Source organism: Streptomyces sp. NPDC029296 (assembly GCF_055569255.1).
The window spans coordinates 18,596-40,502 of sequence record NZ_JBVHXT010000057.1; the positions used below are offsets into that span (position 1 = coordinate 18,596).

Sequence of the window (21,907 nt, forward strand, 5' to 3'; positions counted from 1 at the left end):
GGAGTCCACCGCGATGCCCCAGCTGAGCGTGATCGTCCACGGGCCGAACGCACAGGGGCACCTGGCCGCGCTGCTGGACTCCCTGGCGGCCCACCCCCTGCCCGACGCCGAGGTGATCGTCGCCGCCGTCGGCGACTGGGCGCGGGAGACCGCCGAGGGCCACACGCCCGAGACGGTCGTCGTACCGCTGCCGGAGGGCACCGGTGACGCGGCGGCCCGCGCGGCCGGTGCCGCCCGGGCGTCCGGCCGGTGGCTGCACTTCGTCCACGCCAAGGACGGCCTGCCGGCCGGCGCACCCCGGCTGATCGCCGAGCGGACCGCCGAACTGGACGCCACGGCCGGCGCGGACGGCGCGGACCCCGTCGACGTCCTCCTCTTCGACCACGTCACCACCACCTGGCAGGCCGCCGCCCGGCCCTCCCCCGACGGCCGCCGCCTCGCCGCCGCGGGCCGTGCCGCCCGGTCCCTGGACGAGGCCGCCGACCTGCTGCGGCTCGCCCCGCTGCTCGGCAACCGCGCCCTGCGCGCCGCCTTCTGGCACGCCCACGGGGAACTCCTCGCCACCGACGACGAACCGCGCGCCGCGCACGCCGCCCTGCTGTACGCCGGCCGGGTCGCCTGCCTGAACCAGACCGCCTACGACCACCGCGTCCTGCGCCCTCAGAGCCTGCCGCCCCGCACCCCCGAGGACCGGCTCGCGCTCGTCGACCGCTACGAGTCGCTGCTCCCGCTCGCCCGGGACCGCCCCGCCGCCCACGCGGTGCTGTACGACCTGATGGTCCGCGACCTGGTCACCACCTTCGCCCGCGAGGACCTCCCCGAGGACGTGGCCCGCGCGTTCTTCCGCCGCGCCTCGCTGGCCGCGGTCCACTGGCGCCCCGCGGGCCACCGCCGCCCGCCCGGCCTGGACGGCGTACGGCACGCGCTGCTGGAGGAGGGCGCCTACACCCGCTACCGCGCGCTGCAAGCCGCCAACCGCACCCGCCGCGCCGCCCGTACGGCCGTACGCGCCCGCAAGCGGCGGCTCGGCGCCAAGGTCCGCGACCACCAGTACCGGCGTGCGCTCGGCCGCCCGGTGGACCCGGACCTCGCCGTGTTCGCGGCCTACTGGAACCGGGGGGTGGCCTGCAACCCGGCCGCGATCGCCGCGAAGCTCGCCGAACTCGCCCCCCACGTCCACCCCGTGTGGGTGGTGACCCCGCGGAACGCGGCCCTGCTGCCGCCCGGCACCGACCACGTGATCCCCGGCACCCGCCGCTACTGGGAGACCCTGGCCACCGCGAAGTACCTGACGAACAACGTCAACTTCCCGAACGCCGTGGTCAAACGCCCCGACGCGATCCACCTCCAGACCCACCACGGCACCCCGCTCAAACGCATGGGCCTGGACCAGCGCGAACACCCCGCCGCCGCCCAGGGCATGGACTTCGCCGCCCTGCTGGCCCGCGTCGACAAATGGGACTACAGCCTCAGCGCCAACAGCCACACCACCCGCATGTGGGAGCGCGCCTACCCGTCCCGCTACACCTCGCTGGACCACGGCTATCCGCGCAACGACGTCTACTACACGGCCGGTGCCGCCGACGTCCGCGCCGCCCGCGCACGCCTCGGCATCGCCCCCGGCCGGACGGCCGTGCTGTACGCCCCCACGCACCGCGACTACGAGGCCGGCTTCACCCCCCGCCTCGACCTGGCCGCCCTCGCCGACCGCCTCGGCGAGCACACCGTCCTCCTCGTCCGCGCCCACTACTTCTACGGCGGCGCCGCCTCCCCGCTGACCGGCCTGCGCCGCTTGGGCCGGATCGTCGACGTCTCCGCCTACGACCCCGTCGAGGAACTGTGCCTGGCCGCCGACGCGCTGGTCACGGACTACTCCTCGATCATGTTCGACTACGCCAACCTGGACCGCCCGATCGTGATCTACGCCGACGACTGGGAGACCTACCGCACCACCCGCGGCGTCTACTTCGACCTGATGGCCGACCACCCCGGCCAGGTCGCCCGCACCCAGGAGGAACTCGCGGAGATCTTCCGCTCCGGCGCCTGGCGCGACGCGAACGCGGCCAAGGCACGGGCCGCGTTCCGGCGCCGGTTCTGCGAGTTCGACGACGGGCGCGCCGCCGAACGGGTGGTACGGCGGGTGTTCCTCGGCGAGCCGGAGGAGGCGCTGCCCCCGGTGCTCCGGATCGAGGACCGCACCCCCGCCCCGCCCCCCGAGGAGGCCACGGCATGACCCGCCCCGACGTCACGGTCACGGTCATCGTGCACGACGACGCGGCCCGTCTGCCCCGCGCGGTCGCCTCCGTCCGCGCGCAGACCCACGCGAACATCGAGATCGTCATCAGCGACGACCACTCCACGGACGGCACCCCCGAGGTGGCCCGGCGGCTCGCGGCCCGGGACCACCGCGTCCGTGTCATCCGGCTGCCGGAGAACAGCGGCGGGTGCAGCGCCCCGCGCAACCGGGCCATCGAGATCGCCCGGGCGCCCTACCTGATGTTCCTGGACAGCGATGACGAACTCCCGCCGCGCGCCGTGGAGGTGCTGCTCGCCGCGCACCGGGAACGCGAGGTGGACTTCGCCATGGGCGCGGTGCGCCGGGTCCGGGCCGACAACGGGCACCGCTCCGCCTGGATGCCGCACCTGGTCGCCCGGCACCGCACCCTGGAGGGCATCGAGGAGGACCCCCGGCTGTTCTTCGAGCACCTGGCGACGAGCAAGATGTACGCCCGCGCCTTCCTCGACCGCCACCGGCTGCGCTTCCCCGAGGGCATCCACTACGAGGACCAGCTCTTCTCCGCGCAGGCCTACTGCCTGGCGAAGGCGTTCACGATCGTCCCGGACCCGGTGTACGTCTGGTACATCGAGCCGTTCGCCGCGGCGGACTCCGCCTCCCTCTCCAACCAGCGGCACCGGCTCTCCAACGTCCGCGACCGGGTGCGCGTCCAGCGGCTGGTCGACGAGTTCCTCCAGGACAGCGGGCACGCGGGGCTGCGGGAGGACAAGGACTACAAGTTCCTCAAGCACGACTTCCGCATGTACGCCGGCGATCTGCCCTACCGGGACGAGGAGTGGATCGCGTCCTTCGCCGAGATCGTGAACCCCTACCTGGACACGCTGTCCCCCGGCGCGTACGGCAGGCTGCCGCGGGCCGAGCGGGTGGTGCTGGAGCTGCTGCGGCAGGGGCGCACGGAGGACGTCCGGGTGGCGGCGCGCGGGCTGGGGCACGGGGTGGCGCCGCGGCGGGTGACGACCGACGGCGCGGGCGTGCCGTACTGGGGCGACACCCCGCCGGCGACGGAGCGCGCCCGCCGTGAGCTGGACCTGTCCGAACTGGAGCCGGCCACCCGGCCGTTCCCCACGGCGTGGTTCCGCCACGAGATCACGGAGCTGACGCACGGCCCCGGTCCGGTCCTCACGCTCACGGTCCGCACCTACGACCCCGGCCTGCGGCTGCCCGTCGGCCCCCAGCGCGCGTCCCTCCTGCTGACCCCCGGCCGGCGCCGCGTGACGGTCCCGTTCCGCCTGGATCCCGTACGCCCCGGCGTCTTCACCGGCACGGTCCGCCTCGACCTCGCCGCGGCCTCCCTCCCCCTCCAGGGGTTCGACGGCGTCCGCCACCCCGTGCTCCGCCTGGACCAGCAGGGCCTGTCGAACTCCGCCCCGCTCCTCGCGCCACCCGGCTTCCCGCGCCACACGCTCCGCGTCCACCGCCACGAGGTCACCACCGAACCGGAGCCCCGCGTCCCCGGCCGCCTCCAGCTCCGCTGGCGCCCGGTCGGGGTGACGGCCCGCCTCCTCGGCCCGGCCCGCCGGGTGGTCCCTCCCCGCGTGCGGAGCGCCGCGCGGCTGGTGGCGAGCGTGCTGGGGTAGCCCCTCCGGGGCGCTCTCATCGCCCGGCCGGCACCGGCTCAGGGAACCACGCGGTACAGGGTCTGGTGCCCCGGTCCCACGGCCACCCGGCGGAGCCACGGGGCCGCGGGGCCGCCCACGACCCACCGCACCCCGTACGCCCGCAGGATCCCCCGCCGTTCGGCCGCCCCCGTCCCTTCCGCGTAGTACCGCTCCACCGCCCGCTCTCTCGCCCCCGCGTCCCGCAGGAACACGTCCGGATACCCGGGCGCCACCGTGTACGCCCCGTACGCGGGGATCTGCCGGGCCGCGGACGTACCGGCCATCACCACGTCCCCGTACCGCACCCCGGCCCGGACGATCCACTGGTACCCCGCCCACGGCGCCCGGTACTTCGCCGCGACCGCCCCGGGCAGCGCGTCGGGCGGCACCACGTACCCGAGCGTCCCCGCCTGCGTCCAGGCCCCCGCCGCCAGCGCGGCGAGCAGCACGCACGCCCACCCCCGGCGCACCGCACGCCGCCCCGCCGACACCACCTCCAGCGCGGCGGCGAGCTGGGCCGGGACGAGTGCGGCGGGCAGGGCGCGGCCCCAGGACCAGTGACCGGTCAGGCCGCCCGCCGCCACCGGCAGGACACCGAGGAGGAAGAACAGGGCCAGCGGGTCCCGGCGGTCGCGGCGCAGGCGGAACCCGAGGGCGGCCACGCCGAGGAGCGCGTACCCGTACCGCCCGGCCGGGTCCCGGTACAGCGGCCGGTGGACGGCCTCCAGGTCCCCGCCCGCCGAGAACAGCGCGAAGAAGCCGTAGTACGGCCACAGCCACAGCACCAGCAGCCCGAGCGGCAGTCCGGCGCCGAGGCGGAGCAGGGTCGCGCGGGCCGGGCGGGCCGCGATCACCGCGGCCGCTCCGCCCAGTGTCGCCACCACCCCGGTGAACTGATGGCACAGCAGGATCAGCGCCCACAGCAGCCCCAGGGCCGGCCCCCTTGCCCCACCCGGCCGGTCCGCGCGCCGCCCGGGTCAGCGAGGCCCAGAAGTGGAAGGCGAGACCGAGGGCGCACACGCTGGGGTACGACACCGTCAGCGCCAGGGACTCCAGGCCGAGGAACCCGCTCCAGGCGAACGGCGCCGGCCCCCACAGGAACAGCAGGGCCGGCAGGGCCAGGGCGGGGGCGGCGCGGTCGGCGGTGAGGGTGCGGACGTAGCGCCGCACCCCGGTCACCAGGAGGGCGAGGCCGGCGAGCGCGGCCAGGCGCAGCACGACGAAGACGGACAGGCCCGTCAGCCTGGCGACGATGCCGAGCGGCAGCGTCCACGGCGAGTAGTACGGGCTCGGCGTGGCGGCGTCGACCAGCGGATCGCCGGGACGCAGCGGACTGTGCCGCAGCCGCTGGAGCGTGGCCGCGTGCATGCCCAGGTCGCCCGCCCACGGCAGCCGGACGACGACCAGCAGCAGCCCCGCCACGACCAGCGCGGCGGCGGCCCGCGCCGCGACCCGGCCGGCGCGGGCCACCGGGCCGTGCGCCGCCGCCGTACGGCGCTCCCGTGCGGTGTCGGACGGCGCGGTCTGCATGGTCCACCGACCCTACGCCGCCCACCGCCCGCACACGCGAAAGGCGCCCCGGGCCGCGACGGGCCCGGGGCGCCTTTCCCACCGGACGGCTACGAGTGCGTGCGCAGCAGCGTCCGCATCGTGCGCATCGCCACCGACAGGTTGGCGAGGTCGAAGGAGTCCGAGCCGCGGATCTCCTCCAGCGTGGTGCGGGCCCGGCCCAGGATCGCCGCGTTCTTCCGCTCCCACGCCTCGAACCGCTGCTCCGGCGTCGAGGTGCCGTCGCCCACCGCGAGGACGTCCGCGGTGAGGGCCGCGTGCGCCGCGTACAGGTCCTCGCGGATGGAGGCGCGGGCCATCGACTGCCAGCGGTCGGTGCGGGGCAGTTCGATGATGCGGTCCATGAGCTGGGTGATGTCCAGCCGGTCGGCGAGGTCGTAGTACACCTCGGCGACGTCCAGCGGCTCCTTGCCCGTGCGGTCGGCCACCGAGACGATGTCGAGCGTCGGGAAGGCGGAGGAGAAACCGGCCACGTGGGTGGCCAGCTCGTCCGGGACGCCGGCCGCGGACAGCTCGTCGTACACGTGCTGGTACCACTCCAGGTCCGCGCCGCGCAGCAGCTTCGGCAGCTCCTGCCAGACCCGCTCGACCCGCTCGGCGAAGAACTCCACCGTCTCGGCGAGCTGGAGCGGCTGCGGCCGGTTGTTCAGCAGCCAGCGCGTGCCGCGCTCGACCAGACGGCGCGAGTGCAGCCGGATGCGGGTCTGCACGGCCGCGTCGACCTTGTTGTCCAGAGCCTCCACGGCGTCCCACACCGATGCCGAGCCGAAGATCGCGCGGGCCGCGGTCTGGGCGCGGACGATCTCCTCCAGGGAGGCGCCGGTCTCCTCGCGCAGCCGGTGCAGATACGTCGTGCCGCCCGTGTTGACCGTGTCGTTGACCAGCACGGTGGTGGTGATCTCGCGGCGCAGCGGGTGGGTGTCGATGGCGTCGGCGAACCGCTCGCGCAGCGCCGTCGGGAAGTAGGCGTGCAGCAGACCGCGCAGGTACGGGTCGTCCGGCAGCGAGGTGTGCAGCAGCTCCTCGGCCACCGTGATCTTCGTGTACGCCAGGACGACGGCCGTCTCCGGGCTGGTCAGGCCCTGGTTCTGGGCCAGGCGCTCGCGGATCTGCCGGTCGGTCGGCAGGAACTCCAGCGCCCGGTCCAGGTGGCCCTCGCGCACCAGGTGGCGGATGAACCGCTGCTGGGCGTGGAGCATGTCCTTGGCCTGGGACAGGGCGTTGGCCAGGGCGGTGTTCTGCGCGTAGTTGTTGCGCAGGACCAGCGAGCCGACCTCGTCGGTCATCTCGGCGAGCAGCTTGTTGCGCTGCTTGACGGTCATGTCGCCGTCCGCGACCAGGCCGTTCAGCAGGATCTTGATGTTCACCTCGTGGTCGGAGGTGTCCACGCCGGCGCTGTTGTCGATCGCGTCGGTGTTGATCTTGCCGCCGTGCAGGGCGAACTCGATCCGGCCGAGCTGGGTCAGGCCCAGGTTGCCGCCCTCGCCGACCACCCTGGCCCGCAGGTCCTTGCCGTCGACGCGGATGGCGTCGTTGGCCTTGTCGCCGACGTCGGCGTTGGACTCCGTCGACGCCTTGACGTACGTGCCGATGCCGCCGTTCCACAGCAGGTCCACCGGCGCCCTGAGGATGGTCCGCATCAGGTCGGCCGGGGTCATCTTGGTGACCTTGCCGTCGATGCCGAGGGCCTCGCGGATGTGGCCGTTGAGCGGGATCGACTTGGCGGTGCGGGGGAAGATCCCGCCGCCCGCCGACAGCAGCGCGGTGTCGTAGTCGGCCCAGCTGGAGCGGGGCAGCTCGAACAGGCGGCGGCGCTCGGCGTAGGAGGTGGCCGCGTCCGGGGTGGGGTCGATGAAGATGTGCCGGTGGTCGAAGGCGGCGACCAGGCGGATGTGCTCCGACAGCAGCATGCCGTTGCCGAAGACGTCACCGGACATGTCGCCGATGCCGACGACCGTGAAGTCCTGGCTCTGCGTGTCCACGCCCAGCTCGCGGAAGTGCCGCTTGACGGACTCCCAGGCGCCGCGCGCGGTGATGCCCATGCCCTTGTGGTCGTAGCCCGCCGAGCCGCCGGAGGCGAAGGCGTCGCCCAGCCAGAAGTCGTACTCCCCGGCGACCCCGTTGGCGATGTCCGAGAACGTCGCGGTGCCCTTGTCGGCGGCGACCACCAGGTAGGTGTCGTCGCCGTCGTGCCGGACCACGTCGCGCGGCGGCACGACCTCGCCGGCCACCATGTTGTCGGTGATGTCGAGCAGCGCCGAGATGAACGTCTTGTAGCTGGCGATGCCCTCGGCCAGCCAGGCGTCGCGGTCCACGGCCGGGTCGGGCAGCTGCTTGGCGACGAAGCCGCCCTTGGCGCCGACCGGCACGATGACGGTGTTCTTCACCATCTGCGCCTTGACCAGGCCGAGGATCTCCGTACGGAAGTCCTCCCGCCGGTCCGACCAGCGCAGGCCGCCGCGCGCGACCTTGCCGAAGCGCAGGTGCACGCCCTCCACGCGCGGGGAGTACACCCAGATCTCGAACGCCGGGCGCGGCGCGGGCAGGTCCGGGACGGCCTGCGGGTCGAACTTCATGGAGACGTAGTCGTGCGGCTCGCCGCCCGGCCCCTCCTGGAAGAAGTTCGTGCGCAGGGTCGCCTTGATGACGGTCAGGAACGACCGCAGGATGCGGTCCTCGTCCAGGCTGGCCACCTGCTCCAGGGCCGCGTCCAGCTCCTCCAGCAGGGCGTCGGTGATCTCCACGCCGGCCTGCTGCCGCTCCGGGGACATCCGGGCCTCGAACAGGGAGACCAGGAGCCGGGTGGTGTGGACGTTGTTGCGGAGGGTGTCCTCCATGTAGTCCTGCGAGAAGGTCGAGCCGGCCTGCCGCAGGTACTTGGCGTAGGCGCGCAGCACCATCGCCTGCCGCCAGGTCAGCCCCGCGCTCAGCACGAGCGCGTTGAAGCCGTCGTTCTCGGCCTTGCCGGTCCAGGTCGCGGCGAACGCGTCCTGGAACCGCTCGCGGCCGTCGGCGCCCAGGTAGTCGCCGTTGCCGCCGCCGAGCGACTTCGGCATGCGCAGACCGAAGTCGTAGATCCAGGCGGTGCTGCGGTCGGCGCAGCGCAGCTCGTACGGCCGCTCGTCGGTGACCTCGACGCCGAGGCGGCTCAGCACCGGCAGCACCTTGGACAGGGAGACCGTGCCGCCCTTCTGGTAGATCTTGAAGCGGCGCTCGTCCGGCGCGGCGCCCACCGGCTCGTACAGGCTCAGCGAGAAGGCCTTGTCCTCGCTGAGCTGCTCCAGGTGGACCAGGTCGGCGACGGCGGCCCGCGGGCTGTGGTCGGCCTTGTAGCCCTCGGGGAAGGCGTGGTTGTAGCGGCGCAGCACCTCGGCCGCGCGCTCCTCGCCGCACTCGGCGGTCAGCGCCTCGGCGAACGCGTCGGCCCAGGAGCGGGCCGCCTCGACCAGGCGGGCCTCGATGCGCTCCTTGTCGGCGTCCGACAGCTCGGGCAGCTCGGTGCCCTGCGGGACGCGGACCACGAAGTGCAGCCGGGAGAGGATCGACTCGGTGTTCCAGGCGGTGAAGTCGACGCTGGTGCCGCCCAGCTCCTCCTTCAGGATGTCGATGATCCGCAGGCGCACGCCGGTGGTGTAGCGGTCGCGCGGGAGGTAGACGAGGGCCGAGTAGTAGCGCCCGTACTCGTCCTGGCGCAGGTACAGCCGCAGCCGGCGGCGCTCCTGGAGGTAGAGCACGCTGGTGACGATGGACTGGAGCTCGGCGACCGGCGTCTGGAACAGCTCGTCGCGCGGGTAGGTCTCCATGATCTGGAGCAGGTCGCGGCCGTCGTGGCTGTGCGGCGAGAAGCCGGCCCGGGCCAGGACCTCGTCCACCTTGCGGCGGATCACCGGCACCCGGCGCACGGACTCGGTGTACGCGGCGGAGGAGAACAGGCCGAGGAAGCGGCGTTCGCCGACGACGTTGCCGTCCGCGTCGAACTTCTTGACGCCGATGTAGTCCAGGTACGACGGCCGGTGCACGGTGGCCCGGCTGTTGGCCTTCGTCAGCACCAGCAGCTTGTGCTCGCGGGCCTTGGCGCGGGCGTCGGCCGGCAGGCGCTCGAAGGAGGGGCTGACCGGGTGCTGGTCCTCCTTGGCGTGGTGCGGGTCCGCGCGCAGTATGCCGAGACCGGTGCCGGGAACGGCGGCGAGCGTGTCGTCGTCGCGCAGCTGGTACTCGCGGTAGCCGAGGAAGGTGAAGTGGTCCGCGGACAGCCAGCGCAGCAGCTCGCGGGCCTCCTCGACCTCGGGGCGGGGCAGGTCGGCGGGGACGGGCTCGCCGCCCAGGCCGTCGGCGATCCGGGTCGCCGCCTCCCGCATCTTCTCCCAGTCCTCGACGGCCTCGCGCACGTCGGACAGCACGCGCACCAGGTCGGCGGAGATCTGCTTCAGGTCGGCGCGGTCGGTCTCCCGGTCGATCTCGACGTGGATCCAGGACTCGATGTGCGCGTCGTGCGGGAGGTCCTCGCCGACGGGCGGGGCCGGCAGCGTCTCGATCAGCTTGCCGGTCAGGTCCCGGCGGACCACGAACTGCGGGTGGATGACGACGTGGATGCCCCGCCCCTGCCGCGTCAGCTCGTTGGTGACCGAGTCCACGAGGAAGGGCATGTCGTCGGTGACGACCTCCACGACGGTGTGGCTGCACGTCCACCCGTTCTCTTCCACGGTCGGGGTGTGCACCCGCACGTTGGCGGTGCCCTGCGGGCGGGTCTCGGCGAGCCGGTAGTGCGAGACCGCGGCGCCGAAGACATCGACCGGGTCGCGGTCGGCGAGGTCTTCCGGGGCGGTGTGCAGGTAGTAGCGCTGGAGGAACGCGAGCACGGATTCGCTGTCCGGGGTGCCGGGGGTGCCCTCGCTCGTCGTCCCGGTCGGTAGGTGCCCCCCGACCGGGCTGTTCTCAGCTACCCGGGCGGCCCTCTCGAGCAGCTCGGCCTTGGCTTCGTCCAGCTTGGTCTGCATTGTCCTCTGACTCCTGTCGCGCGCCGTTGCGTGACGTAGAAGGAAGTTCTGTCTCTTCCCTTGCGACACAACGCCACGTCCCGGGGTGTCCGGTCGCTTCCGACGGTATGCCGCGAGGTGAGATGAGCGGGGAGAATTCGGCCAATTTCATGACGCCGTCCGGGTGTGACGCTGCTCTCGGCACCGTCGGTATCCGGACCGTCCTCGGCGCCCCGGGGGCATCGGCGCCCCCGTCCCGCCCGCGAGGACCAGCGACCGCCGCCCGGTCACGGAGGTAGGCCGTGCAACCCGGGCGCGGGGCAGGGGCAGGATCGCCCCCGCGAGATATCGCGCTGATCACGCCACAAGGCTATCGCTCTTGCCCCGGGGCGCGTCATGAGCCGCATGTGTACAAAACCGAACGGTGAAGTTTGACGTTCTGCACAGCGGCGGGGTGGGTACGGGTGACGTATCCGGCCATCCGCCGGCGGCCGGTCGTCCGGTCCGGGCCGGGCCATCCGGTCGCGTCCCCGCGTCCGCCGCCGCACCCTGAAGAGCACCCGGCCCTCTTGGCAAGCGCGCCCGGCGGGGGCAGGGTGCCAGAGTCCGCCGCGGAGCCCGGCGCCCCGCCGCGGAGCCCTGGGGTCCCCCTCACGCACGGAGTCTGCGAGGAGCCGACATGCCCACGAAGATCCTCATCGTCACCGGAGACGCGGCGGAGTCCTTGGAGGTGCTCTACCCCTACCAGCGGCTGCGCGAGGAAGGCTACGAGGTCCACATCGCGGCCCCCACCCGCAAGACGCTCCGCTTCGTCGTCCACGACTTCGAGCCCGGCTACGACACCTACACCGAGAAGCCCGGTTACACCTGGCCCGCCGACCTGGCGTTCGCCGAGGTGGACCCCGGCGCGTACGCGGCCCTGGTGATCCCCGGCGGGCGGGCGCCCGAGTACCTGCGCAACGACGCCGAACTGCGCAAGATCCTCAAGGCGTTCTTCGACGCGGACAAGCCCGTCGCCCAGATCTGCCACGGCCCGCTGCTCACCGCCGCGGTCGACTCCCTGCGCGGCCGCCGGGTGACGGCCTACCCGGCACTGGAACCCGACATGCAGGCGGCCGGCGCGGACTTCCAGGACACCGAGGCGGTCGTCGACGGCACCCTGGTCTCCTCCCGCGCCTGGCCGGATCACCCGGCGTGGATGCGGGAGTTCCTGAAGGTGCTGCGAACGGCCGCACCGGCGAACTGACCCGGCGTGACCGCTCCGCTCCCGCCACGGGGCCTCGGCCGTCGCGAGGCGGCGGGAGCGCCGCGGAGACGGCGAACGCGTCGCGGCCGATCCGCACGGGTTGCCGCGCCCGCGCGCGGGGCACGCCGCGCCGCCCCGGTTACGCCGCTGTCCGCCGCGCCTGCGCGACCGCCTCGGCCAGCGTGTCCACCACCGGCACCCCGGCCGCCTCCAGGCTGGCCCGGCTGTGCGACCCGCCGCTGTACAGCACGGCCCGCGCCCCCACGTGCCGCGCCGCGACCGCGTCGTCCGCCGCGTCCCCGATCACCACGGTCCGCTCCGGCTCCGCCACCCCCGCCAGCGCCTCCAGGTGCCGCGCCATGTGCTCGGCCTTGCTGCCGCCGGACGGCCCGGTACGCCCGTCGACCCGCAGGAAGTGCGTCTCGATGCCGAAGCCGCGCACCAGCGGCAGCAGCTCCTCGTGCCCGTACATGCTCAGCAGCGACTGGCTGTGCCCGTCCGACCGCCACCCGGAGAGCAGCTCCCTGGCCCCCTCGGTCAGCCCGCACCGCACCCGGTGCTCGGTGTAGTGCCGGTGGAAGGTGGTGTCCATCAGCTCCCACTCGGCGTCGCTCGGCAGCCGGCCGAGCAGCCGCTCGTAGAACTTCGGCACCGGCACGCAGTACAGCGAGCGGTACTGCTCCAGTGTGATCGGCGCGAGCCCCAGCTCGGCGAAGGCGGCGTTCGTCGCCCCGATGATCGCGTCGGTGTCGTGGAAGAGCGTTCCGTTCCAGTCCCAGACGATGTGCACAGCCTGCGTCCCCATGCCCGAGACCGTACCCGCCGCCACCGACAACCGGGGAGTCGCCCCGGGTCAGCCCTGTCCGACCAGGTGGGGGATCTCCTGCGTGGCGTACCAGAGCAGCTCGTGGTCGTCCGCCCCGTCCACGACGAACCGCGCGTCGTCGTCCCCGCCGTCCGCCGCCGGGAGCGCCCGCGCCGCCGCGGCCACGTCCGGCTCCGCGTCCTCGGCGTCGACGTGCACGGAGGCCGCCTTGGCCAGCGGCACCGGGACCCGCACGGTCACCTCGCCGAGGGCGGCCGGTTCGAGCCCGCGGTCCGGGTCGGCGCTCGCGGCGCCGTCGGCCACGTCCACCGCGACCACGACCCGGCGCCGTACCGCGTCCGGGTCCGCCGCCAGCAGCCGCAGGGAGGCCAGCGCGGCCCGGCCGAGCGCCGCGTACTCCAGTTCCTCGATGTCCTCGGAGACGTACCACTCGCGCAGGGCGGGCGTGACGGCGTACGCGACGAAGGGGGCGTTCCCCAGCCCGCCCGTCCTGTGCGCCTCGGCGAGAGCGGTGAGGGTCAGGGGGACGTAGACGCGCATGCTGGCCGCCTTTCCTGGTCAAAGGCTCCGCTGGGGCCCCGGGGAGAGCGGCGGGCGCGTCTCCCGGCGGGCCTTCAGGATACGTGCGCCCGTCCCCTTTCGAGCCCCTCCCCACCCCCGCCGAACCGTCACCTCCCGGCCCCCGATTCACCCCCTCCGCCCGCTTCCCCACGGGCTCCGTGCCGCTCCTCTCACCCTGATAGGTGAACTTTCCGGGCCCCGCCCGCCGGCCGTGCCCCGCTTGCCCGCGCCACCCGCACCCCGTACAAGATCCCCACCACCTGGTTACCGCCCGGTATCCCCCGGGCCCGCCGAACGGGGTTCCCCATGAACAAGGTCATGAGCCGTGCCGTCCAGCCCCGCCCGCGCCACCGTCCGCCGACCCGCCGGGACACCCGCCGCCCCGGCGGCGCCCCGCCCCGCACGCCCAGCCGCCCGGCGGCCACCCGCGCCGAGAGCCCCCGTCCGGCGCCGGAGACGGCCGTACGGCAGCCCCGCCCCACCGACGTCTTCGCCGACCGCCTGCTCGCCGTCCTGAGCGGCCAGCGGCCCGTCCACTGGATGCTCCGCCACACGGCCGGCCGCGCCTACGACGACCTGGCCCGCCTGGCCGAACGCAGCCCGCTGCGCACCCGCGGCACCCGCCCGGTCGTCCACGACATCGGCTACTACGTCGCCGGCGAGGGCTCCCTGGAGGTCTTCGCCCGCATCGCCACCGGCGACCGCCTGCGCGCCATGGCCTTCCGCCTGGAGCGGGGCCGGGACCTCCGCTGGCGCTGCACGGCGGTGGAAACGGGCCCCAGGTGACTCCCCCGCCGGCCCACCACCCCCGGACGCCGGAAGGGCCGGGCTCCGAAAACGGAGACCCGGCCCTTCCGAGAACGTCGGCCCTTCCCGGGCCTGCGCGCTACTTCTTGCGACGCCGGCCGCCCTTGGCCTGCCGCCGCCGCTCCGCGCGGGTCAGCCCGTCCGACTCCGACCGCACCGGCTCCTCGTCCTCCAGGTCCCGCTCGACGATGCCGCCCTCGCCGTCGACCGTCGGCGCGGAGAAGTGCAGTTCCCGGCGCTGCGGCACGTCCAGACCCTTCGCGCGGATCTCCGGGCGCCCGCCCGCCTGCGCCGGCACGGTGTCCTGTACGCCCTCGCCGGCGGCCTGCGCCTCGACGGGGACCTCCTCGACCTGCTGCTCGACCTGGACCTCCAGGTTGAACAGGTAGCCGACGGACTCCTCCTTGATGCCGTCCATCATCGCGGTGAACATGTCGAAGCCCTCGCGCTGGTACTCGACCAGCGGGTCCTTCTGCGCCATCGCGCGCAGGCCGATGCCCTCCTGGAGGTAGTCCATCTCGTAGAGGTGCTCGCGCCACTTGCGGTCCAGGACCGACAGCACGACCCGGCGCTCCAGCTCGCGCATGATCTCGGAGCCGAGCTGCGCCTCGCGGGCCTCGTACTGCTCGTGGATGTCTTCCTTGATGGACTCGGTGATGAACTCGGCGGTCAGACCGGCGCGGTCGCCGGCCGCCTCCTCCAGCTCCTCGATGGTGACCTTCACCGGGTACAGCTGCCTGAACGCGCCCCACAGCCGGTCCAGGTCCCAGTCCTCGGGGAAGCCCTCGGAGGTCTCCGCGGTGACGTACGCCTCGATCGTGTCGTCCATGAAGTGCCGGATCTGCTCGTGCAGGTCCTCGCCCTCCAGGACGCGGCGGCGCTCGCCGTAGATGACCTCGCGCTGCCGGTTGAGCACCTCGTCGTACTTCAGGACGTTCTTACGGGTCTCGAAGTTCTGCGTCTCGACCTGGGCCTGCGCGGACGCGATCGCGCGGGTGACCATCTTGTTCTCGATCGGCACGTCGTCCGGCACGTTCGCCATGGACATCACGCGCTCGACCATCTGGGCCTTGAACAGGCGCATCAGGTCGTCGCCCAGCGAGAGGTAGAAGCGGGACTCGCCCGGGTCGCCCTGACGGCCGGAACGGCCGCGCAGCTGGTTGTCGATGCGCCGCGACTCGTGCCGCTCGGTGCCGAGGACGTAGAGACCGCCGAGCGCCTCGACCTCCTCCTTCTCCGCCTTGACGGCCTGCTCGGCCTTCTGCAGGGCGGCGGGCAGGGCCGCGGCCCACTCCTCGATGTGCTCCTCGGGGTCGAGGCCGCGCTGGCGCAGCTCCGCCTCGGCGAGGTCCTCGGGGTTGCCGCCGAGCTTGATGTCCGTACCACGGCCGGCCATGTTGGTGGCCACCGTCACCGCGCCCTTGCGGCCCGCCTGGGCGACGATCTGCGCCTCGCGCTCGTGGTGCTTGGCGTTCAGCACCTCGTGCTGGATGCCGCGCTTGCTGAGCTGCTGCGAGAGGTACTCCGACTTCTCGACGGAGGTCGTGCCGACGAGGATCGGCTGGCCCTTCTCGTTCTTCTCGGCGATGTCGTCCACGACCGCCTCGAACTTGGCCACCTCGGTGCGGTAGATCAGGTCCGACTGGTCCTTGCGGACCATCGGCCTGTTGGTCGGGATCGGGACCACGCCGAGCTTGTAGATCTGGTGGAACTCGGCGGCCTCGGTCATCGCCGTACCGGTCATGCCGGACAGCTTCTTGTAGAGGCGGAAGAAGTTCTGCAGGGTGATCGTGGCGAGCGTCTGGTTCTCGTCCTTGATCTCCACCCCTTCCTTCGCCTCGATCGCCTGGTGCATGCCCTCGTTGTAGCGGCGGCCGGCGAGGATACGGCCGGTGTGCTCGTCGACGATCATGACTTCGCCGTCGATGACGACGTAGTCCTTGTCGCGCTTGAACAGTTCCTTGGCCTTGATGGCGTTGTTCAGATAGCCCACGAGCGGGGTGTTCACCGACTCGTAGAGGTTGTCGATGCCCAGCCAGTCCTCGACCTTGCCGACGCCGGACTCGTGGATGGCGACCGTGCGCTTCTTCTCGTCGACGTCGTAGTCCCCGGTCTCCTCCATGCCCTTGAGCGGGTTGCCGGCCTCGCCGCGCTTGAGGCGGGTGACCAGCTTGGCGAAGTCGCCGTACCACTTGGTGGCCTGGTCGGCCGGACCGGAGATGATCAGCGGGGTGCGGGCCTCGTCGATGAGGATGGAGTCGACCTCGTCCACGATGGCGAAGTTGTGGCCGCGCTGCACCAGCTCGTCCTTCGACCACGCCATGTTGTCGCGCAGGTAGTCGAAGCCGAACTCGTTGTTCGTGCCGTAGGTGATGTCGCACGCGTACTGCTCGCGGCGCTGGGCCGGCGTCATGTTGGCGAGGATGCAGCCGACGCTCAGGCCCAGGAACTTGTGGACGCGGCCCATCATCTCGGAGTCGCGCTCGGCCAGGTAGTCGTTGACCGTGATGAGGTGGACGCCGTCCCCGGACAGGGCGTTCAGATACGCGGGCAGGGTGCCGACGAGGGTCTTGCCCTCACCGGTCTTCATCTCGGCGACATAGCCGAGGTGGAGCGCGGCGCCGCCCATCATCTGCACGTCGTAGTGACGCTGGCCGAGGACGCGCTTGGCGGCCTCGCGGACCGTGGCGAACGCCTCGGGGAGCAGGTCGTCCAGGCTCTCACCGTCGGCGTACCGCTGCTTGTACTCCTCGGTGAGGGCGCGCAGCTCGGCGTCGGAGAGGTCGACGAAGTCCTCTTCGATGGAGTTGACCTGGTCCGCGATGCGGTGCAGCTTGCGCAGGATCTTGCCTTCGCCTGCACGCATGATCTTCGAGAGGACGGACACGGGGGCTGGTCTCCTTGCCGGTCGGGCCTGGGACGGTCGGTTTTCCTTCTGACGTACTGAGCAACGGCCATCGTATGCGAGGACCCGGCCGCGCCGGGAGGCCTGGCGGCCCGGTGGCTGCTTCACCGAGGACAACGGCCGGGGCGTCCGGATGGTGCCGCGCCGGTGCCGGGAATTACGCGAATTGTGATCACGCGCTCACGCGGCGCGGAAATCCGTGGCCCCGGCCGGGTGCCCCGAGCAGAATCGGGTGATGGACCCTGTCACGCTCACCACGGACCGTCTGCTGCTGCGCCCGGTCGGCCCCGGGGACACCGACGCGGTGTACGCGGCCGCGCAGGATCCCGACATCCAGCGCTGGACGACGGTTCCCTCGCCCTATCTGCCCGAGCACGCGGTCGGCTTCACGGAGCGGATCGTCCCCGACGGGTGGGCGCAGGGCACGATGTTCACCTTCGGCGTGTTCCTCGCCGGCGGGGAGCTGGCCGGCATGCTCGCCCTGACGGCGCGCTCGCCGGGTACGGCCGAGATCGGGTTCTGGGCGGCCAGGGAGCACCGCGGCCGGGGCTATGTGGTGGAGGCCGCGTGCGCCGCCTGCCGGTGGGGCTTCGCCGAGACCGGCGCGGACCGGGTCGAGTGGCGCGCCGAGGTCGGCAACCACGCCTCCCGCGCGGTGGCCGAGCGCGCGGGTTTCACCGTCGAGGGCGTCCTGCGCTCCGGCGTCGTCAACAAGGGGGTGCGCCGGGACTGCTGGGTCGGCTCGCTGCTCCCCTCGGACCTCGGTCTGCCGTCCACGGCCCCGTACCTGCCCGCGCGCCCCTGAGGCGCTCCGGGAGGCGGACGCGCCGCTCGTCGCGGACTGTCGGTGCCACCCTCTATCGTCCGGGGCATGACGACCCTTCCGCGTCCCCTCGCCACCCTCTCCGCGGACGACGCCCGCCGGATAGTCCTGCGGGCCCAGGGCCTGCTCGGCGCGCCCGACCGGCGCGCGGGGGTCCGCGGGGTGCTGCGCCGTCTCGGCGCGGTCCAGCTCGACACGATCTCGGTCCTGGCCCGTTCCCACGAACTCGTGCCGTACGCCCGGCTCGGCGCGGTCGGCCGCAGGACGGTGGAGGACGCGTACTGGACGGACACGCACGCCTTCGAGTACTGGTCGCACGCGGCCTGCCTGCTGCCCGTCGAGGAGTGGCCCCACTTCGCCTTCCGCCGCCGCGCCTACCGCGACCGCCCGCACTGGCACCACGACCTCCCCGACGGCGTCTACGACCAGGTCATCAAGCAACTGCGCGCGGAGGGCCCGCTGACCGCGACGGAGCTGGGCGGCGCGAAGAAGACGAACGACTGGTGGGACTGGTCCGGTACGAAGGTCGCCGTGGAGCGGGCCTTGATGTACGGCGAGGTGGTCTGCGTGGAGCGGCGCGGCTGGAAGCGGGTGTACGACCTCGCCGAGCGCGCGGTCCCGGCCGCCCTGCTGCACGACGAGCTGGACGACGCCGAGTGCCTGCGGCGTCTGGTGCGGCTGGCGGGCGAGGCGCTCGGCGTGGGCACGCGCGCGGACATCGCCGACTACCACCGGCTCAAGGGCGAGCAGGTGGACTCGGTGATCGCGGACTCGGGTCTGGTGCCGGTCGAGGTGGAGGGCTGGGGCCGGGCGGCGTGGGCCGATCCGGCGGCCCTGGCGACGCCACCGCGCGGCCGGCACCGCACCACGCTGCTCTCGCCGTTCGACTCCCTGATCTGGGAGCGGGCGCGCACGGAGCGGATCTTCGGCTTCACCCACCGGCTGGAGGCGTACGTGCCGAGGCCCAAGCGGGTGTACGGGTACTTCGCGATGCCGGTGCTGTCCGGCGGCCGGCTGGTCGGCCGGGTCGACCCGGCGCGGCAGGGGCGCACGCTGGTGGCCAAGCAGGTCACCCTGGACGGCCCGAAGGCGGTCCCGGCGGTGGCCCGTGCCCTGGCCGAGGCGGCGTCGTGGGTGGACTGCACCGACGTCCGCGTCGAGCGCACCGCCCGGCCGGAGCTGCGCGAGCCCCTCACCAGGGAACTCGCCGCGCTGCTCGGTTAGGCGCTCGCGGGCGTCAGCGGATCTCCAGGATCTTCTCCCGCATCGCGTAGACCACGGCCTCCATCCTGGAGTGCAGCTGGAGCTTCTCCAGGATGTTGCGGACGTGGTTCTTCACGGTGTTCTCGGAGATGAACAACTCCTTGGCGATGTCCCGGTTGTTCATGCCCGTGGCGACGAGTTTGAGGACTTCCAGTTCCCGGTCGGTGAGCCGGGGCGCGGGCACCAGCCGGCGCTCGTCGGTGCGCTGGATCATCGACTTGAACTCGGTGAGGAGTTTGGACGCCATCGACGGGCTGATCTGCGACTGCCCGTCGGCGACCGCGCGAATGGCGGTGGCCACCTCGTCGGTGGAGATCTCCTTGAGGAGATATCCGGTCGCGCCCGCCTTGATCGCGTCGTAGAGGTCGGCCTCCTCGTCGCTGATCGTCAGCATGATGATCTTCGCGCTGGGGGCGACCTCCTTGATGGAGGTGCAGGCCTCGATCCCGCCGCGCTTGGGCATGCGGACGTCCATCAGCACGATGTCGGGGAGCAGGTCGGCGGCCTTGTCGACGGCCTCGGCCCCGTCGCCCGCCTCGCCGACGACCTGGATGTCCTCCTCGGCCGCGAGCACGATCTCCAGGCCGCGCCGGAAGAGGGCGTGGTCGTCCACGACCAGGACTCTGATCGGCTCCTTGCGCGGCACGTCCACGCCCGGGTCCCTGCCGATGACTTCGTCGTCGGCGTCCCCGTCCCGCATCGGTCCGAAGGTGTCCGCCATCGTTCCTCCCCCTGAAGGCTGTGGCCTGTGGTCCTGTGCCATCGCCAACCCAAGGCAACGGCCCACCGGTTGGGCCGGTGCGGCCATGATTTCATGCCCGGACGGCACCGAGGTGACGTGCGGGGCGCGAACTGGTCGCACGCCGGTGCCCCTGGGGGCGCACACGCGATCCAGGGGCACCGGCTCGGCTTCAGCCGGGTGGGTCAGCCGCCCAGCGTGCCCCCCGCCGTGGGGGCCTGCGCCTCGGCGACCATCGGGTCCGTGCTGAGATGGATCACGCCGTAGTCATAGGCGTGCCGCCGGTAGACGACGCTCGGTTCCTTCGTCTCGGAGTCGACGAACAAGTAGAAGTCGTGGCCGACCAGCTCCATCTCGTAGAGGGCCTGGTCGAGGGTCATCGGGGCGGCGACATGGGTCTTCTCGCGGACGACGAGGGGGCCTTCGCCCTTGACCTCCAGGGAGCCGATCTTCTTCGTCGGCACGCCGTCGGACTCCTCCTCCGGGGTGGCGAAGCCGTTGCCGTTCAGGGTCGCCGCGCCCGGGACGTGGTCGGGGACCTCGGCCGCCGAGATCCGGCGCGCGCCTCGGCGCGAGAACCGCTTGTCGTGCTGCTTGCGCAACCGCGCGTCCAGCTTCTCGGCCGCCAGGTCGAGTGCCGCGTACGGGTCGCTGGCCGCCGCCTCCGCCCGGATCACCGGACCGCGGGAGCGGAGCGTGATCTCCACCCGGTCACAGCGGTCGGCCTGTCGGGGGTTGGGCTCCTTGGACACCTCGACGTCGAGGCTGATCACCTTGGCATCGAGCCTCTGGATCTTCTCCAGCTTCAGCTTCTCGGCCACGTGCTTGCGGAACCGGTCGGGCACCTCGGTCTTGCGGCCTTTGACGACGATGTCCACGCAGAACTCCGTTCCCGGATCGCTCCACCGCGTCGGCGGAGCGTCTCCCTTTCGCACCAGGTCCGGTGATCACCGGACCTTCGGACTCGGTGACTTCCACCTCCCCCATGGGCGAGATCTCCACCCCATCGCCGCGGGTGATTACGGAATACCTGCGGCACGGCATTCGGATATGCGAGGCGTGGCCTGCGCCTTTCCTCACAACCGAACATATCTCGCCCGGAGCGATGTCGTCACCCTCTCTGACGCCGCACCTCCGTTCAGCTGAATTGAGGCTCTCACTACCTGCAACGATGCACGTTGACGATCAGTTCCTGTTCATTTCGAAAGAATCGGCGGGAGCGGCGACCACAGCGGCGCGCAACATCGGCCCGAGGGCGATCGGCACCACCTTTTCCGCTGCACCGTGCACCGGCTCCGTCCTCTCCTGCCGTACACCGATCCGTCGTTCCTCCCTACCTTCCCGGGTTATGGCCCGATACACGGCCGTTCCGCCATTGGCGCGGGACACCCCGGCCTCCCGCAGGGCACGCGCCGCCTCCGCGAGACTGGCGCCCGTCGTCATGAGGTCGTCGACGAGCACGACGTGCCGACCGTCGCCGAGCAGCCGGTCCCCGCCCGCGGTCACCTCCAGCGCCCCGGCGAGGTTCGCCAGCCGCCGCGACGCGTCCAGCCCCGCCTGGTCGGCCACGGCCCGCCGCTGCCGCAGCACGGCCGCCACCCGGGCCGGCGTCCCGGTGCGCCGCAGCTCCCGCGCCGCCGCGAGCGTCATCCGCCGCACCGGATCGTGCCCACGCGCCCGCACGGCCCACCGGGCGGAGGGCACGGGAACCAGCAGCACGGGCTCCCGCCAGGAGGGCGCCGCCGGTCCGCCACCTTCACCGCCGCCACCAGCGCCGCCGGGACCTACAGCGGCACCGGCAGCGGCATTCCTGCCGTCGGCACCGAAGCGGACTCCCCCGTGACCGCCGCCCGTACCGGGGCCGCGCGCGTCGACGGTCTCCGCACCGCGGCCGCCCGCGTGCGACCCGCCCTCGGCCGCCATCGCGTCCGTGCCGAGGCCCGCCCGCACGGCCCGCGCCAGCGCCGCGCCCAGCGTTGCCGCGAGGGCCAGCGCGCCGCGCTCCTTGTGGGCGAGGAGCAGCGCCCGCACCTCCGTCGCGTAGGGAGCCACCGCGTGCACGGCCGGCAGCCCGGCCGGCTCCGGATCCGGCCGCGCCCGCCGCGGCACACCCCCGTCCAGTGTGGCCCGGCACCGCGGGCACAGTGCCGTTCGAGGTGCCCCGCAGCCCGCGCAGTCGGCCGGCAGCACCAGGTCGGTGAGGTCCTGCCACCAGCCCCGCATGCCCCCACTGTGCCCGCGCCGCCACCGGCCCGCCACCCCTGTGGAAAACTCGGAACCAGCTGGTCAGAGCAAGTG

Annotated in this window: 13 protein-coding genes and 1 pseudogene; 6 read left to right on the forward strand and 8 right to left on the reverse strand. The window is 72.8% G+C overall.

The genetic code is table 11. The features are described from left to right. The first annotated feature begins 13 nt into the window (after positions 1-13). Together ACZ4W9_RS36075 and ACZ4W9_RS36080 are read left to right on the forward strand one after the other, a co-directional pair. Complete coding sequence (locus ACZ4W9_RS36075) at positions 14-2,233, forward strand: CDP-glycerol glycerophosphotransferase family protein (RefSeq protein ID WP_467942965.1); 2,220 nt, start codon at positions 14-16, stop codon at positions 2,231-2,233. Then, positions 2,230-3,873, forward strand: a complete 1,644-nt coding sequence (locus tag ACZ4W9_RS36080) for a glycosyltransferase family 2 protein (protein ID WP_467942967.1) — start codon at positions 2,230-2,232, stop codon at positions 3,871-3,873. The genes ACZ4W9_RS36075 and ACZ4W9_RS36080 overlap by 4 nt, the downstream gene beginning before the upstream one ends. 38 nt (positions 3,874-3,911) lie before the next feature. Here ACZ4W9_RS36080 and ACZ4W9_RS36085 read toward each other — a convergent pair. After that, a pseudogene (locus ACZ4W9_RS36085) lies at positions 3,912-5,424 on the reverse strand (hypothetical protein). Between the two features lie 89 nt (positions 5,425-5,513). After that, positions 5,514-10,460 carry an NAD-glutamate dehydrogenase gene (locus tag ACZ4W9_RS36090; protein WP_467942969.1) on the reverse strand — a complete coding sequence of 1,649 codons (4,947 nt, stop codon included), beginning with the start codon at positions 10,458-10,460 and terminating at the stop codon, positions 5,514-5,516. Positions 10,461-11,118: 658 nt separating this feature from the next. Between ACZ4W9_RS36090 and ACZ4W9_RS36095 the strand changes: the two genes are divergently transcribed. Then, positions 11,119-11,685: a DJ-1/PfpI family protein gene (locus tag ACZ4W9_RS36095; RefSeq protein WP_467942971.1), complete on the forward strand. Its 567-nt coding sequence runs from the start codon at positions 11,119-11,121 to the stop codon at positions 11,683-11,685. Between the two features lie 139 nt (positions 11,686-11,824). Here the strand turns inward: ACZ4W9_RS36095 and ACZ4W9_RS36100 are convergent, their stop codons facing one another. After that, positions 11,825-12,490 (reverse strand): HAD family hydrolase, encoded by a 666-nt coding sequence (locus tag ACZ4W9_RS36100; protein WP_467942973.1) that lies wholly within the window; start codon positions 12,488-12,490, stop codon positions 11,825-11,827. 48 nt (positions 12,491-12,538) lie between these two features. Continuing rightward, positions 12,539-13,051: a DUF6912 family protein gene (locus tag ACZ4W9_RS36105; RefSeq protein WP_467942975.1), complete on the reverse strand. Its 513-nt coding sequence runs from the start codon at positions 13,049-13,051 to the stop codon at positions 12,539-12,541. A gap of 327 nt (positions 13,052-13,378) precedes the next feature. Here ACZ4W9_RS36105 and ACZ4W9_RS36110 point away from each other — a divergent pair, with 327 nt between their 5' ends. After that, positions 13,379-13,858, forward strand: a complete 480-nt coding sequence (locus ACZ4W9_RS36110) for an Rv3235 family protein (RefSeq protein WP_467942977.1) — start codon at positions 13,379-13,381, stop codon at positions 13,856-13,858. A 100-nt stretch (positions 13,859-13,958) separates the two neighbouring features. Here ACZ4W9_RS36110 and secA read toward each other — a convergent pair whose 3' ends face one another. Then, a complete protein-coding gene (secA, locus tag ACZ4W9_RS36115) occupies positions 13,959-16,766 on the reverse strand; it encodes a preprotein translocase subunit SecA (RefSeq protein ID WP_467942978.1) in 2,808 nt (935 codons plus the stop codon). Between the two features lie 253 nt (positions 16,767-17,019). Here secA and ACZ4W9_RS36120 point away from each other — a divergent pair, with 253 nt between their 5' ends. Together ACZ4W9_RS36120 and ACZ4W9_RS36125 are read left to right on the forward strand one after the other, a co-directional pair. After that, positions 17,020-17,589 carry a GNAT family N-acetyltransferase gene (locus ACZ4W9_RS36120; RefSeq protein ID WP_467942980.1) on the forward strand — a complete coding sequence of 190 codons (570 nt, stop codon included), beginning with the start codon at positions 17,020-17,022 and terminating at the stop codon, positions 17,587-17,589. Positions 17,590-17,655: 66 nt separating this feature from the next. Continuing rightward, positions 17,656-18,831 carry a winged helix-turn-helix domain-containing protein gene (locus ACZ4W9_RS36125; protein ID WP_467942982.1) on the forward strand — a complete coding sequence of 392 codons (1,176 nt, stop codon included), beginning with the start codon at positions 17,656-17,658 and terminating at the stop codon, positions 18,829-18,831. Between the two features lie 13 nt (positions 18,832-18,844). Here the strand turns inward: ACZ4W9_RS36125 and ACZ4W9_RS36130 are convergent, their stop codons facing one another. From ACZ4W9_RS36130 to ACZ4W9_RS36140, 3 genes are all read right to left on the reverse strand, one after another. Continuing rightward, positions 18,845-19,591 carry a response regulator gene (locus tag ACZ4W9_RS36130; RefSeq protein WP_467942984.1) on the reverse strand — a complete coding sequence of 249 codons (747 nt, stop codon included), beginning with the start codon at positions 19,589-19,591 and terminating at the stop codon, positions 18,845-18,847. Between the two features lie 203 nt (positions 19,592-19,794). Continuing rightward, positions 19,795-20,487, reverse strand: coding sequence for a ribosome hibernation-promoting factor, HPF/YfiA family (gene hpf / locus ACZ4W9_RS36135; protein ID WP_467942986.1), 693 nt, complete (start codon positions 20,485-20,487; stop codon positions 19,795-19,797). A gap of 307 nt (positions 20,488-20,794) precedes the next feature. Further along, positions 20,795-21,832 carry a ComF family protein gene (locus ACZ4W9_RS36140; protein ID WP_467942988.1) on the reverse strand — a complete coding sequence of 346 codons (1,038 nt, stop codon included), beginning with the start codon at positions 21,830-21,832 and terminating at the stop codon, positions 20,795-20,797. Between the last annotated feature and the right edge of the window lie 75 nt (positions 21,833-21,907).